At 42.1% G+C, this 14,897-nt stretch carries 12 protein-coding genes; 11 read left to right on the top strand and 1 reads right to left on the bottom strand.

Annotated features, from left to right (window positions below):
* Positions 1 to 470: 470 nt before the first annotated feature.
* From ccoG to HMPREF2086_RS12365, 11 genes are all read left to right on the top strand, one after another.
* Positions 471 to 1,883 (top strand): cytochrome c oxidase accessory protein CcoG, encoded by a 1,413-nt coding sequence (gene ccoG, locus HMPREF2086_RS05275; protein ID WP_034561152.1) that lies wholly within the window; start codon positions 471 to 473, stop codon positions 1,881 to 1,883.
* Positions 1,884 to 1,983: 100 nt separating this feature from the next.
* Positions 1,984 to 2,877, top strand: coding sequence for an endonuclease (locus tag HMPREF2086_RS05280; RefSeq protein ID WP_023927731.1), 894 nt, complete (start codon positions 1,984 to 1,986; stop codon positions 2,875 to 2,877).
* A 183-nt stretch (positions 2,878 to 3,060) separates the two neighbouring features.
* Complete coding sequence (gene rpsO, locus HMPREF2086_RS05285; RefSeq protein ID WP_023927732.1) at positions 3,061 to 3,333, top strand: 30S ribosomal protein S15; 273 nt, start codon at positions 3,061 to 3,063, stop codon at positions 3,331 to 3,333.
* A 513-nt stretch (positions 3,334 to 3,846) separates the two neighbouring features.
* Positions 3,847 to 5,724 (top strand): anthranilate synthase component I family protein, encoded by a 1,878-nt coding sequence (locus HMPREF2086_RS05295; protein ID WP_023927733.1) that lies wholly within the window; start codon positions 3,847 to 3,849, stop codon positions 5,722 to 5,724.
* 72 nt (positions 5,725 to 5,796) lie between these two features.
* Positions 5,797 to 6,306: a DUF411 domain-containing protein gene (locus HMPREF2086_RS05300; RefSeq protein WP_023927734.1), complete on the top strand. Its 510-nt coding sequence runs from the start codon at positions 5,797 to 5,799 to the stop codon at positions 6,304 to 6,306.
* A gap of 153 nt (positions 6,307 to 6,459) precedes the next feature.
* The gene (locus tag HMPREF2086_RS05305; RefSeq protein WP_023927735.1) at positions 6,460 to 7,110 is read left to right on the top strand and encodes an anthranilate synthase component II; all 651 of its coding nucleotides are present in this window, start codon (positions 6,460 to 6,462) and stop codon (positions 7,108 to 7,110) included.
* A gap of 65 nt (positions 7,111 to 7,175) precedes the next feature.
* On the top strand, positions 7,176 to 8,180 hold the full coding sequence (trpD, locus tag HMPREF2086_RS05310) for an anthranilate phosphoribosyltransferase (protein ID WP_023927736.1): 1,005 nt from the start codon (positions 7,176 to 7,178) through the stop codon (positions 8,178 to 8,180).
* A 170-nt stretch (positions 8,181 to 8,350) separates the two neighbouring features.
* On the top strand, positions 8,351 to 9,220 hold the full coding sequence (trpC, locus tag HMPREF2086_RS05315; RefSeq protein ID WP_023927737.1) for an indole-3-glycerol phosphate synthase TrpC: 870 nt from the start codon (positions 8,351 to 8,353) through the stop codon (positions 9,218 to 9,220).
* Positions 9,221 to 9,253: 33 nt separating this feature from the next.
* A complete protein-coding gene (locus HMPREF2086_RS05320; protein WP_023927738.1) occupies positions 9,254 to 9,910 on the top strand; it encodes a phosphoribosylanthranilate isomerase in 657 nt (218 codons plus the stop codon).
* 1,321 nt (positions 9,911 to 11,231) lie between these two features.
* Complete coding sequence (locus tag HMPREF2086_RS05325) at positions 11,232 to 14,354, top strand: autotransporter outer membrane beta-barrel domain-containing protein (RefSeq protein WP_148374476.1); 3,123 nt, start codon at positions 11,232 to 11,234, stop codon at positions 14,352 to 14,354.
* A gap of 180 nt (positions 14,355 to 14,534) precedes the next feature.
* The gene (locus HMPREF2086_RS12365; protein ID WP_269549993.1) at positions 14,535 to 14,663 is read left to right on the top strand and encodes a hypothetical protein; all 129 of its coding nucleotides are present in this window, start codon (positions 14,535 to 14,537) and stop codon (positions 14,661 to 14,663) included.
* 19 nt (positions 14,664 to 14,682) lie between these two features.
* On the opposite strand, the gene HMPREF2086_RS11915 is transcribed toward HMPREF2086_RS12365, so the two are convergent.
* On the bottom strand, positions 14,683 to 14,897 hold a 215-nt coding region (locus HMPREF2086_RS11915; RefSeq protein WP_023927740.1), incomplete at its 5' end, for a hypothetical protein.

Here is a 14,897-nt window from a genome sequence, read left to right on the forward strand (position 1 = left end):
CCCCAAACCCCCTCCGCTTAAGGGAGGGGGCTTTTAAAGTTGCAAACCGCTTTGCCACAATTTTATCATTTGGGGAGAGAGGTTAACCCTTGCTAAAATTGCAAATCTTAAAAACATTTTTTACCTTTGTTTTGCTAGTATTTTTGTCAAAAATTTTTACTCAAAATTTTCTCAAAAAACATTGCTTTTTGGAAACTAAAGTTATATAATCGCTTCTGTTTTGGGCTAGGGTGTTTGGAGTTTTGCGCATATTTTTGCGTAGCGTTTATCTAGAATCTGCCAAGCCAAACCCCTTATCACAAACACTTCGACATTTCACAACAGCTAAAGAAAATCCTTAAGGAGAATGCAAAATGGAAGCGCAAAATCCACAAAATCTCACTTCGCAAGCACCACAAGCACCACAAAATACACAAAATACAAGCACTCTCCCACCAAACTCCATAGACACTCTTTCAGGAAATCTAAGTATGCAGACTAAATCTCACAGCCACTCTACTAGCTCTAGTTCCCTGCCAAAGCGCAAAAAACGCTATATCGGCTACGCGCTTATCACGGCACTAGCGTTGATTTTGCCATTTATCACTATAAATGGGCATCAGCTTTTTTTGCTCTCATTTGTGCACAAAGAGTTGCACCTCTTAGGTGTGGTATTTAGCGTGCAGGAGCTTTATCTTATGCCGTTTTTGCTGATAATGCTTTTTGTGGGGATATTTTTTATGACGACTTTGGGGGGGCGCGTATGGTGCGGGTGGTGCTGTCCGCAGACGATTTTCCGCGTGATATATCGAGACTTGATAGAGACAAAGATTTTGGGACTTCGCAAGCGTATCAGTGATAAGCAAAAAAAGCTTGATTTTAGTTTGTTTTCAAATAAGCTAAAAAAAGCATTGGGCGTGGTTATATTTGCGTGCTTATCGCTTGTGGTGGCAGCGGACTTTTTGTTTTTGTTTATGCCACCAAGTGAGTTTTTTGGCTACATAGCCGATGCGCAAAACCACACTATCGCGGTTGGCTCTTGGCTAGCGATAGCGGCTTTTTTGACTCTAGATGTTACGGTTATGGCGGAGGCTTTTTGTATCTATGCCTGTCCTTATGCGCGCGTGCAGTCGGTAATGTATGATGATGATACGCTTATGGCGATTTATGATTCTAGTCGTGGTGGAGCGGTGTATGCGCCAAATGGCACAAAAAACGAGCTAGCACCCAAAAAGCAAAATCCAGCAAATGAGTGCACAAACTGCGTAGCCTGCGTAAAAGTATGCCCCACACACATAGACATACGCAAAGGAATGCAGCTAGAGTGCATAAACTGCCTAGAATGTGTCGATGCGTGCAGTGAAGTAATGGCTCACTACAATCGCCCAAGCCTCGTGCAATGGAGCTCTCCAAACGCAATCGCTACGCGTAGCAAGGTGCGCTTTTTTAGGCTTAAGACTATCGGCTACATCGCCGTGCTGTGCGTGATATTTGCCATACTTATCGCTATGAGTGGCAAAAAAGAGCCAATGCTACTAAATGTCGATAGAAACACCCAAGCCTATGAAATCCGCAAAAGTGGCGCGGTGGATAACTACTATACCTTCCTTTTCCAAAACACCGATATAGAGCCACACGATTTTTACTTCGAGGTGGTGGGGAATGATGATATAAGGATTTTAGAGCCTAGCGAACCTGTGAGGGTAGAGCCAAATGGCAAGGTAAAGAAAGCTGTGGCTTTGCGCGTGCAAAATCCGCTAGATAGCGCACTAGAGTCAAAAGATTTGCGCGAAAAACTCATCATACGAGCTTATGCGGTGGATAATGATGAAATCTCTGTGGAGAGAGAGAGCTTTTTTGTCTATCCTAGCAAAAAGCGACTAGAAGCGAAAGCTAGGAGATAGTGTAGGGGACTTAAAAGTGGCTTATGAGTTGATTCTTTTTTTATTGAGATAAGAATCTTTATAGGCTTTGTAAGCGGATTTTGGGTAAGTAGCAAATCAAGTGGCAAATAAGGATTTGGATAAAATCTTGGCTAGACTTGCTATATACGCGCTTTTGTGCTGTTTGCTTAGTGCTAGCGCGTTTGCAAAAGCGCGAAACTTCGCCAATGCAAAAGCTACGCTAAAGCAGATATATCTAGACTTAGGGCAGGGGGCTTGGGAGGATTTTTATTGTCAAGCACCATTTATCCCCAAAGACAATCGCCTAGAAATCCTGCCAAGTCAAAAATACACACCTAGAATCTCATCTAAAAAAGTGCAATATATCGAGTGGGAGCATATAATGCCCGCACATCGCTTCGGTGGCGAGCTAAAATGCTGGCAGGATAACCAAAACAAAAATAACAAAAACTTGCCCAAAAATGCAAAATCTGCGAAAACTTCAAATTCTGCAAAAACCACAAAATCCGCTCAAAGCTCGCGAAAGTCCTGCCAAAAAGACGCATTGTTTCGGCAAATGGAGGGGGATTTGCGCAATCTTGTGCCTGCTATTGATGAGATAAATCGCGACAGACGCGACTTTGAGTATGCTATCCCTCCAAGCGAGCTAGAATTTAGCCAATATGGTGCGTGCAGAGTGTATAGCGATTTTGCAGAGGCGAAGTTTTATCCTGCAGAATATTCGCGCGGGTGGATAGCACGGACATATCTATATATGAGCAAAAAATACGGCATAAAGCTAACAGATGATGAGGAATACATTATGCACTTGTGGGATAAGCAATATCCGCCTAGCAAGCGCGAGAGAGCGATAAGGGAAGCGATAGAGCACAAGCAAAAATGGGAGGAAACAATGCAAGTGCTAGATGAAGCCAAAAAACTACATAGAAAATCCAAAAATCCGCGCAAAAAGCCATACAAAAATCCACGCAAGCTAAGAAATGTGTTTAGATAAGGGTTTTATTTTTGAGGTGGTTTGCAGAATTTTTGTGGTAATGTGTTGATAAAGCGGTTTTTATGCTTGATTTTCTGCTTTGATTTTGTCTAAAAAAGGCAAAATTTAAGCAGAATTAAACTTATTTTATGCCTTTTTTGTGTAAAATCACGCCTTTATTTTATACCATTCAGGAGGTCAGTTATGGCTTTGGATACGGCGAAAAAGAGCGAGATTATCGGCAAGTTTGCACGAGATAGTAAGGATACAGGTTCTTCAGAAGTGCAAGTGGCTTTGCTAAGTGAGCGCATTTCATCACTCACGCAGCACCTAAAGGAAAACCCAAAAGACCACTCTAGTCGATTGGGGCTGCTAAAGCTCGTAGGCAAACGCAAACACTTGCTACGATACCTAAAAAACACCAAATACGAAACCTACGCCAAACTTATCGAAACACTAAAAATCAAAGATAGGTAAAACTTTCGGTTTTTTGTAAAAAATGAAGCGCAAGCCTAAGCCGTCCCAAAATGTAAAATGGGATAGAGGTTTGTGAAACTAAGGTAGGTTTTGTTATTTTTTGATTTTACCTTTTTGTGAAATCTTTTTATAACAAACCTGCAAGTTTTACGATTTTTATTGGTTTTTGTTTTTTCTTTATAGTTTGGCAGAATCTAACACCGCAGATTATCATTTTGCAATATTTCTGCGTGTTAGATTCTGTTTTTTTTATACAATCTTTACTTATGAAAACTATAATTTTCAATGATTTTTTTATTTTCACACCTTATGCAAAAACATTGTTTTGCATAAAATATACCAAAGCAAACGAGATTAAACCTTTTGTGCTAAAATCCCAACTTGTGTTTTTTAGATGCGCAAAAAAAATCAAAAGAAAATACGCAAAAACAAAAATCCTTAGCAAAAAATACAAAAATATCAAAAACCACACAAAAACTTCCAAAATCCTTTTGCAAACTTAAGGAATCTAAAATGCCACACTTTGAAGCCACAAACACTTCAAATGCCAATGCTTTCACTATTGCAGACACTCCTAGTTTTTTAGATGATTCTAGCATTTTTGGCACTATCTGCCCTACCCTTGACACTCTGCACAAAATCGCGCCACAAATCCCCAAAGAATGCAAAAAACTGCCAATCTACAAAGAGCTATACGCGGATTTTATCACTCCCATTATGGCGATAGCACTGCTAAAATCCCGCTCGCAAAACGCGTTTTTGCTAGAATCTATGCAGGATAGGAAGCAGTGGGGGCGATATAGCTTTTTGGGCTTTGAGCCAAGTGCGCATATCAGCTACTCTAATGGTGTGGTTCGACTAGAATCAAACGAGCAAAAATTGCTTGATTTAGCAAGATTTGGCAAAAAGGTATCTAAGCACCACGCACAATCAAACACCATAGAATTTCAAGCAAATCCAAAAGAGATTTTGCGTGAAGTGCTAAAGCTATACAAAAGCCCCAATCTAGCGCAATACGGCATAGAAAATATCCCCTCTTTTAGCGGTGGACTTGTGGGGTATTTTGCCTATGAGTATATAGGACTTATTGAGGAGAAACTAGATTTTGCCAAGACACAAAAATCTATCATAGATTCTACAAGCCACACCAAAGCACAAAACCCCACACAAACAAAAGATATTGAATTTATGCTTTTTGATAGTCTTATCATCTTTGATAATCTCGCTCAAAAACTCCTCTTACTGACAAACATAGATTTGGACAAAAACAAAACCTCCACCGATAGCCTAAAAAACGCTTACATACAAGGAATCAAAAAACTAGAATCCATAGAAGAAATACTATGCCAAAATCCATCTAGCCCATCAACTAAAGAAAAAATCTCCAAAGAGCAGTCCCTACCACAAAATCCACAAACCAATTACCAAACCCCACAGAGCAATCAAACCGCGCACGATAAAATCCCTACCCCTCTTCCCTGCGCTATCGCTTCAAGCCTGCCAAATGCCTTTGCCAAATCTCTGCAAGGATTTAGGCTAGATTCCCCGCTAAAAAGCCACTATGACAAAGCCGAATTTTGCGCTATCGTAGATAAAGCAAAGCACTACATAAAGGAGGGCGATATTTTCCAAGTAGTCCTCTCAAATCCTTTGCACGCAAAGGCAAGTGGCTCGCTTTTTGATGTTTATCGAGTATTGCGAACCAGCAATCCATCGCCCTATATGTTTTACCTCACAAGTAGTGATTTGGAAATCGCAGGGGCTTCCCCCGAAACGCTACTAAAGCTCCAAAACGGCACTATCTACACCTACCCGCTTGCAGGTTCTCGCCCTCGAGGTAGCACCCCTATCCAAGATGAAAATCTAGCAAAAGAACTCCTTAGCGATGAAAAAGAGCTAAGTGAGCATAATATGCTTGTGGATTTGGGGCGAAACGACATAGGCAGGGTGGCAAAAGTAGGGAGCGTGAAAGTCGAGCAATACCAAAACATTGTCCGCTATTCACACATTATGCACATTTCCTCACGCGTAAGCGGAATCTTGCGTGAGGACAAAGACGCTTTTAATGCGCTTGATAGCATATTCCCCGCTGGCACTCTCTCTGGTGCTCCCAAAATCCGTGCGTGCGAAATCATTCACGAGCTAGAGGGGACAAATCGTGGCATATATGGCGGGGCGATAGGCTACCTTGACTTTAGCGGAAATATGGATATGTGCATAGGGATTCGCCTAGTTGTAAAGCAAGGCGATGAAGTTAGCGTGCGCTCGGGTGCCGGAATCGTCTATGATAGCGATGGGGAAAAGGAGTTTGTCGAAACACAAAACAAAGCAAAAGCTGTGATAAACGCCCTGCAAACCGCCTCACAAAATACACCAAAAACAAAAAGATAAGCAAAAGTAAAAAATACAGAGTAAAATCTATAAAAATCTAAACCAATAAAACCACTTAAAAAGGAGTGTAAAATGAGATTCTTAGCTTCTATTATGACATTTGCATTGCTTGCGACTTGCTTAAGCGCAAATAGTGCAAACCCAAATAACGCAAATCAAAGCAAGTTTATCAAAGTCTTTGAAAGCCCTACTTGTGGGTGCTGTGATAAATGGGTAGAGTATATGAAGTCTAAAGGCTACAAACTAGAAGTGCATAAAAGCACGGATTTTTACAAAATCAAAGAGCAACACAACATAAAGCCCACTTACCAAAGCTGCCACACAGGGATAATCACAAGCGGCAGCCAAAGCTACGCGCTTGAGGGGCATATCCCACTTGGTGCGCTTGAGTGGCTATTAGAACACAAGCCACAAGAAGCCATTGGCATATCTGCACCGGGTATGCCTCAAGGAAGTCCGGGTATGGAGCAAGGGATTTATGAGGAATACCCTGTGATTTTGCTACTCAAAAATGGCGAATATGAGCTACTAGGAATCTACAAAGGCGACAAACTCATAAAACCAGCAAAAATCAAAGACTAGAATCAAAAGACTAAAAAAAATCTATGTAGGCTAAACTTGGCTAAAAACTTGTGCGCAAAATCTATCCCCGAAATCTGCCACATAGATTTTATTAAGAAAATCTATGAAATCCTAGAGAAATCCACAAATAACAACATAAATTAAGGAAGTAAAATGCTAGTGCTAATTGATAATTACGATAGTTTCTCATACAATCTCTACCAGCAAATCGCGCAATTTTACCCACAGATACAAGTAGTGCGAAACGATGAGTGCACTATTCTCCAAATAGCAAAGCTAAAGCCAAAAGGACTTATCATATCCCCCGGTCCCAAAGCCCCAAAAGACGCGGGAATCTGCATAGAAGCCATTTCGCATTTTGCCCCGCAGATTCCTATACTTGGGGTGTGTCTAGGACATCAAGCGATTTGCGAGTCATTTGGCGGAAAGGTAAGCTATGCCCCAAAGATTATGCACGGCAAAAGCTCGCTCATAGAAGCAAACCAAGATTCCCCACTTTTTGATTCTATGCCACGATTTTTTGAGGTGGCTCGCTATCATTCTTTGGCGATTATGGAGGAGAAGCTACCCTCCTGCATAGAAGTCATCGCACGCGTAAGTAGCAAAAATACTCCAAAATCTACAAAATCCACAAAACTTGCAAAATCTAAGGAACGGCATTTGCAAGAAAATGTAGATGAAAACACCATAATGGCTATCGCACATAAGCAGTATAAAACCTTTGGTGTGCAATTCCACCCAGAGTCAATCCTAACTCCACTGGGCAACCAAATAATCAAAAACTTTTTAGCACAGATTGGTTAATAGTGCTAAAAATCCACTCCAAAAGTCCTAACTAGCGCAAATAAACCAAACAAAAAGGGGAACTAATGATAACTGACACTATCCACTCACTCACTCGCAAAGAAAATCTAAGCTCCAAGCAAGCAAAAACCACAATGGACGCCATAATGGAGGGAAAAGTAAGCGATGTGCAAATCGCAGCGTTTCTAACCGCCCTAGCCTGCAAAGGAGAAAGTATCGATGAAATCACTGCTAGCGTGCGCTCTCTAAGGGAGCATTGCGAGCATATAGAATGTGGCGAAGTGCTAGAAATCGTAGGCACAGGTGGCGATGGCTCACATTCTTTCAATATCTCTTCCACCGCTTCGTTTATCATCGCTTCAGGTGGTGTCAAAGTTGCCAAACACGGCAATAGAGCATTTTCATCAAAATGCGGTGCAGCTGATGTGTTTGAAGCATTGGGAGTAAATATTTCACTACCAAGAGAGAGGGCAAAAGCACTCATAGATGAAGTGGGAATGTGCTTTTTGTTTGCCCAAAACTACCATAGTGCGATGAAAAATGTCGCCCCTGTACGCAAAGAGCTAGCAATTCGCACGATTTTTAACATCATAGGACCGCTATGCAATCCTGCAAATCCACAAATGGAAATAATGGGCGTCTATGAGCAAAGGCTACTAGCCCCTATGGCAAAGGTGCTGCAAAATCTAGGGATAAAACGAGCACTTGTAGTCTATGGACTAGACAAACTAGATGAAATCTCACTAAGCGCACCTACGCAAATCTATGAAGTAAATGGCGACAAAATCGATACTTACACGATTTCGCCACAGGACTTTGGCTATGAAGTGTGCGACAAATCCGCACTAAAAGGTGGCGAAGCAAAAGAAAACGCCCAAATCATAAGAGATATTTTAAGCGGGAAAGAAAAAGGAGCAAAAGCCAAAATCGCCTGCCTAAACGCAGGTGCAGGGCTATATCTAGCAGGCAAAGCAAGCACGATAAAAGAGGGCGTAAAACTTGCTGAAAGCCTAATAGAGAGTGGCAAGGCAAGCGCAAAACTAGAGGAGCTAATCGCCAAAAGCAAGTAAGTCTTATAAATGGCATTTTTAGCTAAGAATTTTGTGATATGTTTTTAGCTTTTTTGGTTTTTGTGTTGCAGAGTGCAAAGTGATTTTGCTTAAGCACTTTTTGTGTTTTTAGCGAATTTTTTTTTGCGCTTTTTTATAAAAAGGAAGTAATTTTAAATTAGGATAAAAATTTGGATATTTTACAAAAAATCGTTGAATCAACAAAGGCGCGTGTGGAGCGGGATAAAGCGCGGATTTCTTTTAATGTAATGCGCGAAAAGGCGGAAAATCTTTATAAGATTCAGGTTGAATCAAGTGGCGAATCTAGAGCAAAATTGAGTGGCGATTCGCCGATAAAGTTGCCATTTGCGTTTGAAAAGGCGTTAGATTCCGCGCACGATTCAAGCGATTTAGTCCCCCAAATGCGCTTTATTTGCGAGGTGAAAAAGGCTTCACCATCAAAAGGCATTATCGCGCAGGATTTTCCTTACTTGCAAATCGCGCTTGAATATGAACGCGCGGGGGCGGATTGTATCTCTTGCTTGACAGAGCCAGAGTTTTTCTGTGGCGCGGATTCGTATTTGTGCGAGATTGCAAAGCATACAAAAATCCCTATTTTGCGCAAGGATTTTATCATCGATTCGTATATGATTTATCAGGCAAAGGTGCTTGGCGCGGATTGTGTGCTACTAATTAGTGAGATTTTGGAGTGTGAAGAAATGCGCGAGTTTTGCGACATAGCGCACTCTTTGGGACTAAGTGTGCTAGTGGAGTCGCACAGCGAATCCGCCCTGCAAAACGCGCTAAGCACAAATGCGCGACTTATCGGTGTAAATAACCGCGATTTGCGGGACTTCAAAGTGGATTTGCAAACAAGTGTGAGGCTAAAAAAGCTCGTGCCAAAGGATAAAATCTTTGTCTCTGAATCAGGAATCGCCACGCATAGCGACATAGCCCTTTTGCAATCAAGTGGCATAAATGCCGTCCTCATCGGCGAAACGCTAATGCGCGAAAAAGACAAAACCAACGCCCTAAATGCACTTAAAGGCGTGAATCTATGAATATGAAATACACAAATATACAAAGGAATCATTGTGTTGAAAATCAAATTTTGTGGGCTTTTTAGGGAGTGTGATATTGATTATGCAAATGCGCTAAAGCCAGACTTTGTGGGCTTTATCTTTGTGGAGCATTCAAAGCGATTCGTGGATTTTGCCACGGCTCAAGCCCTAAAATCGCGTCTAGATTCTAGAATCAAAGCGGTGGGTGTGTTTGTAGATAGCCCTGTGGAGCGCATTATGGAGGCTTTGAGCGAGGGCATTATAGACGCTGTGCAGTTGCACGGGAGCGAGGATAATGCCTATATCAGCGCGTTAAAAGCGTGTATGCAAAGCGATTTAGGCAAGGAATCGCCCATTATCAAGGCGATAAAGATAAGCGATTCGCACTCTTTGGCGCAGGGTTTGGAATCTAGTGCGCAATGTGGGGCGGACTTTATCTTGCTAGATAGCCCAAATGCTGGGAGTGGGAGGGCATTTGATTGGAATGCTTTGGCACAACGCCTTAAAAAGCAAGATTTTACGCGAGAATTTCAAACGCGTTTTTTCTTAGCAGGTGGGGTAAATGTAGAAAATATCCAAAGCGCAATCGCGCTAAAGCCCTTTTGCATTGACATTTCAAGCGGAATCGAATCAAATAGAGTAAAAGATTTTGCCAAAATGCAGACAATCATCAATGCTGTGCGCTCCTAACCTATCGCTCTGCCAAAGTATATTTTCAAGTTTTTTACCATACTTGATTGCTTTTAAGCCTGAAGTATCCAAAAATTTTTATTCACATTTTTTGCATTTTTTGAGATATTTCGCTTCGCTCAATATGACAACAAATAAAATCCTCTCTCTTGGCACAAGCAGTGGTAACCAAATCAGTTTCCCCTCCCGCAGCACGAGTGTGGCTAGGGGGTAGGTAAATCCCACCTCCGCTTCTCAAGCAAAATTAGCAACTGCAAACAAACACAGCACTTCCGTCATTGCTAGAATCTGCGTTAGCAGATTTGTAGCAATCTACAAATCATAGAATCAATCGTCATTGGGAGCGAACGAAGTGAGCGTGGCAATCCATAAAAAAGACATAGATTGCCAAGACTTGACTTTGTCAAGTCTTGCAATGACTGATAAAAGCGCGTGGATTACTAAAGAAACTTCGGCTTAGCCTTGTTTTACTAAAGAAGCCAAAGGCTTTCTAAAGAAACTGCGCTTCGCTTGTTTTCTAAAGAAACTGCGCTTCGCTTGTTTTGCCACGCTCATTTCATTCGCTCACAATGGCAGGAAAGCATCTCGCAATGACGGAAGAACCCACCCCCTTAGTCCCTCTCCGCAAGTGAGGGGGAAATAATTTGCTTGCCCGCGCTTGCAAGGGAGGGGGATTTTAAGTGTTTTTGTGATAAATACACCAAAAAATCACAAAATCCAAAAATCTACCCAAAATTTTTTAGCAAAATATCAACAAAATTTTGCCGTTTTTTTTTTTTTCATTTTTTGGGGTTTTTTATTTTTATTTAATATTGATTTAAGAAATATTTACTTATGATTTGCTTGTCTTTTCAAAGCCAAATAAAATCTTAAATAAAGAATCTTGCGATATAGCATAGCCAAAAAAGTGAGATTTTCTATATTTTGTAATGTTTGGCAGTCATCTTTAAGGAGTCAAAATGAAGCAAGATAATCAAATAAAGTATCTCACACATAAAAATGTGATAACCAAACGAGAGAGAGAGAGAGAGAGAGAGAGAGTAGTTCACGACTAGATTGTCATACTGAGCAAGGCGAAGTATCTCAAGCAGAATCTAATAGAGATATTTCGGTTTGCGCGAAACCTCAATATGACAAAGCGAGTGAAAGCAATCTTAAGAGTTCCCCCTCCCTTAGCACGAGTGGCAACTCCACTTATTCCCCCTCCCTTGCGGAGGGGGCTAGGGGGTGGGTAAATCCCACCCTTGAATCTCAAACAAAGTCAGCAACTGCTAGCAAAGACAGCACTTCGTCATTGCGAGCAAGTCGCAAGTCTTGTTGCGTGGCAATCCACAAATCAAAAGAGAAAGACATAGATTGCCACGACTTGACTTCGTCAAGTCTCGCAATGACGAATAAAAGTGTGGATTGCTTCGTTGTGGCTTCGCCACTGCCTCGCAATGACGAATATGATACCCACCCCCAAACCCCCTCCGCAAGGGAGGGGGTTTTTGTCCTCCCCACGCATGAAGTAACAAAAAACCCCCTCTCTCTAAGTGAGGGGACTTCTGCCAACGCGCACAGCGCAAAATCAGCACACAATGACAACGCAAACAACCCAAAATCCCCACGCAAACTAGCACTATCTCTCATTACAAGCGCAGCACTTACAGGAGTAGCCCTAGACATAGTCGCAGCGGCGGTAAACTGCCGAACGACACTAGATGAATACACTTCAGGCACGACAAATGCAAAAGGCGTGAAGCAAATCTACACCTGCACAGGCACAGCGACAAATGCCGAGCTAAGCACAAAAGGCAATCATCTATATGGATACTATCAGACAAACTACTATTGGGATACGATTATCCAGTTTGGTAGTGCGAGTGAGAGGCTTACTATCGGTGGAGGCACAGACCAGATTTTGGTAGAGTTTAACAGGACCAATGGCAAAACTTGGCAGGGCGCAAATATGGACTATGGCTCAGGGTATTACAAAAAGGTGGAGTTTGGGCAGCTAAGTGCAGCGGACAAAACTTTTGTAATCGATGCGCAGGGTAGGACTTGGGTAACCGTATCTACTATCGCAAAAGCAGATATGGCAGGGCTAACCATAAAAAGCAACACAACAACTCCTGTGGGTGGTGGGAGAAATTGGGACGGGGATGCAAAAGGGATATTCCAATCCGTATCTATCGGGAACTACTCTACCATAGGGACATTTACCAACGAAGCACAAACCGTCTATACCGTAAACATAACAGACGGCGCAAGTATAAACACCATAGACAACAAAACTAGTGCAAATATGAACGACCTAAATATCAATAGCGCGAAAGTAAATACTATCACAAATAGCGGATTTATAGGGAATATAAGGGTGGGCTATGGCTCTAGTATAAACACTATCACAAACACTTCTGGCACGCTTTATTACTTGGAGCTAAAAGGTGGCGTGGGGATAAACACCATAAACGCAAATGGAGGCACGATACGAACTATCAGCGTGGCTGGTGGCTCTAGCGTAGGCAATATCAATGTAGGTAATAGCGGCACGATAACCAATCTTGAAGTAGCAGGTGTAGATGGCACAAAGCCAAGCTCTGTGGGCTCTATCAGTGGAAATGGCACTATCGGCACACTATATCTAGGTAGTGCAGATAATAACACTCCCTTGCTTGACTACCGAATAGGTGCTACTGTAAATACACTACTGATATATGGTGCTTCAGTAACGATAAATAGCGGAGATAGCTGGAATACTCCAACAAATGGCGATGGGCAGAGAATCTCAATCAGTGGTGGTTGCTCTACTGCTAGCTGTATGGGTGCTTCATCAAATGCTATCACTATCAATCTAGGGGATAATATCAGTAGAGATACGATATATCAGCTAAAAAATCTAGTAGTATCAGGGACTACGGGTATCGGCACTTCTCTTAGACAGCGCAATGTAACCGCAGGTAGAGGTGCAGAGATAGTGTGGACAAACCAAGCTAGTGCTTTTCGCCTAAGGGCAAATGGTAGCCAAGCATATATCACTGATGTCTATCGCGCACTAGCCCTAAGCTATATGCGCAGAAATGCTATGACGCAAAACATACTAGATACGATGACGACAAAGACATTTCATAGCGACAACTACTACAACCAAGAAGTAGAGCTAAGATTGCTCCAATACGATATGGCAAGACTAACAAACAAAAGTGTGAGATTCTCAAAAACTAGACGCAAAACGGAGGGCAAAATCGACAAAGTGCGTGAAAAAATGGCAAGACTTACCCTGCAGCAAAGCAAGGGACAGGACTTGGAAAAAGGCTATAACAACTTCGAGCTTATCGACCAACTAGATGCGATATTTATCCCATACACTGGGCGCAGGGATTGGAGATTTTTCGCGCTACCTTATGGAGCAAATAGCTATGTCGATATGGGCGTGTCAAACGCACTAGAATGGGCTGGGGGTGCGATTTTTGGGATTCAGCGAAATCTGCGAAGTGCGGGGATATTTGGTGGATATGTGGGATATGAGTTTGTAAGCACCGATACACAATCAATAGGAGCACCCACACGCGTGCAGACAAACTCACTTCAAGCAGGGCTAAATTATTTTAAAACTTTCGCGGTTACTTCTAAAGTGTGGGAGGGGTTTATCAAGGCAACTATTCGCGGTGGGGTGGATTTGCCGCAGTTTAGGCTAGAAGCGGGTGGTAGGACAAATATCATAGAAGTAGATAGTGATAGGACAAAGACAAAAATCCCGCTAATGTGGAGTGTAGGCGGGGAAGTAAAAGGTGGGATTACATTCTACCAGTTTAAGCGCAATAGCTATGTAGCACCTGAAGTGGGACTAAGCTATGATGTGCTATCCTCCGTAGCGACAAAACTCATAAAGCCAACCATACCAACAGATACTACGCCACTATATCCTATCGGTGCGAATGAATACTACGGAGCGATACTATGGCACTTGCCACAGATAAGTGCAGCTGTGCGCTACTACAAAATGTGGGGCAATACATTTCGCACAAATCTAAAAGTAGGCGTGAGGTATAATGTCCTAAACACGCCACAACTTGGTAGCTTTAAATACGGAAATACTATTGATGATGAGAAGCGCACGATTACCTTGCCTGTGGTGTATGGAAATCTAAGCTTTGATTTGATATGGCTTATAAAGAAAAATCACGAGCTAAGTTTGGGCTATGATGGGCTTTTCTATGCTTCTACATTTGACAAAAGTAACGATAGCGCACTAAGCCAGTGGTTTAATGGCGTAACTACGACACTCAACCTCAAATATGCGTATTGGTTTGGTGGGAGCGACTATGTCAAAGATAAAGACGGCAATGCCGTATCTCGCTCCATAGTCGAGGGCAAGAAGTCCAAAAAATCCTCCAAAAAAGACAAGCCTAAGAAAAAATCCAAGAAGTCTAAGAAAAAGACATACTATATCGATGGGTAAGTGGTTTGCTAGACTAAAGCAATCACTTGTCATACTGAAGTTTGGCACAAACCGAAGTATCTCCGCAAAAGATAATAGAGATTTTGGTTTCTTATAGAAACCAAAATATGACAAACTTGATTCTATCGTAAGCAGGCATAATGTAGATTCCCCCCTCCCTTAGCACGAGGGGGCTAGGGGGTGGGTTCTTTCCCCGTCATTGCGAGATTTTGCTTGAGGGGCGTGGAATCGTGGCAATCCATATTCCAATCGTCATTGCGAGCGAACGGAGTAAGCGTGGCAAAACAAGCGAAGCCGAAGTTTCTTTAGCAATCCAAATGCCACTTCGTCATTGCGAGCAAGTCGAAAGACTTGCGTGGCAATCCACAAACTCGTCATTACTAAATAAACTGCGCTTTTGCTTGTTTTCTGAATAAGCCGCACTTCGCTTGTTTTCTGAAGAAACCGCACTTCGCTTGTTTTCTAAAGAAACTTCGCTTCGCTTGTTTTCTAAAGAAACTTCGCTTCGCTTGTTTTCTAAAGAAACTTCGCTTCGCTTGTTTT

Source organism: Helicobacter macacae MIT 99-5501 (genome assembly GCF_000507845.1).
GTDB lineage: Bacteria > Campylobacterota > Campylobacteria > Campylobacterales > Helicobacteraceae > Helicobacter_B > Helicobacter_B macacae.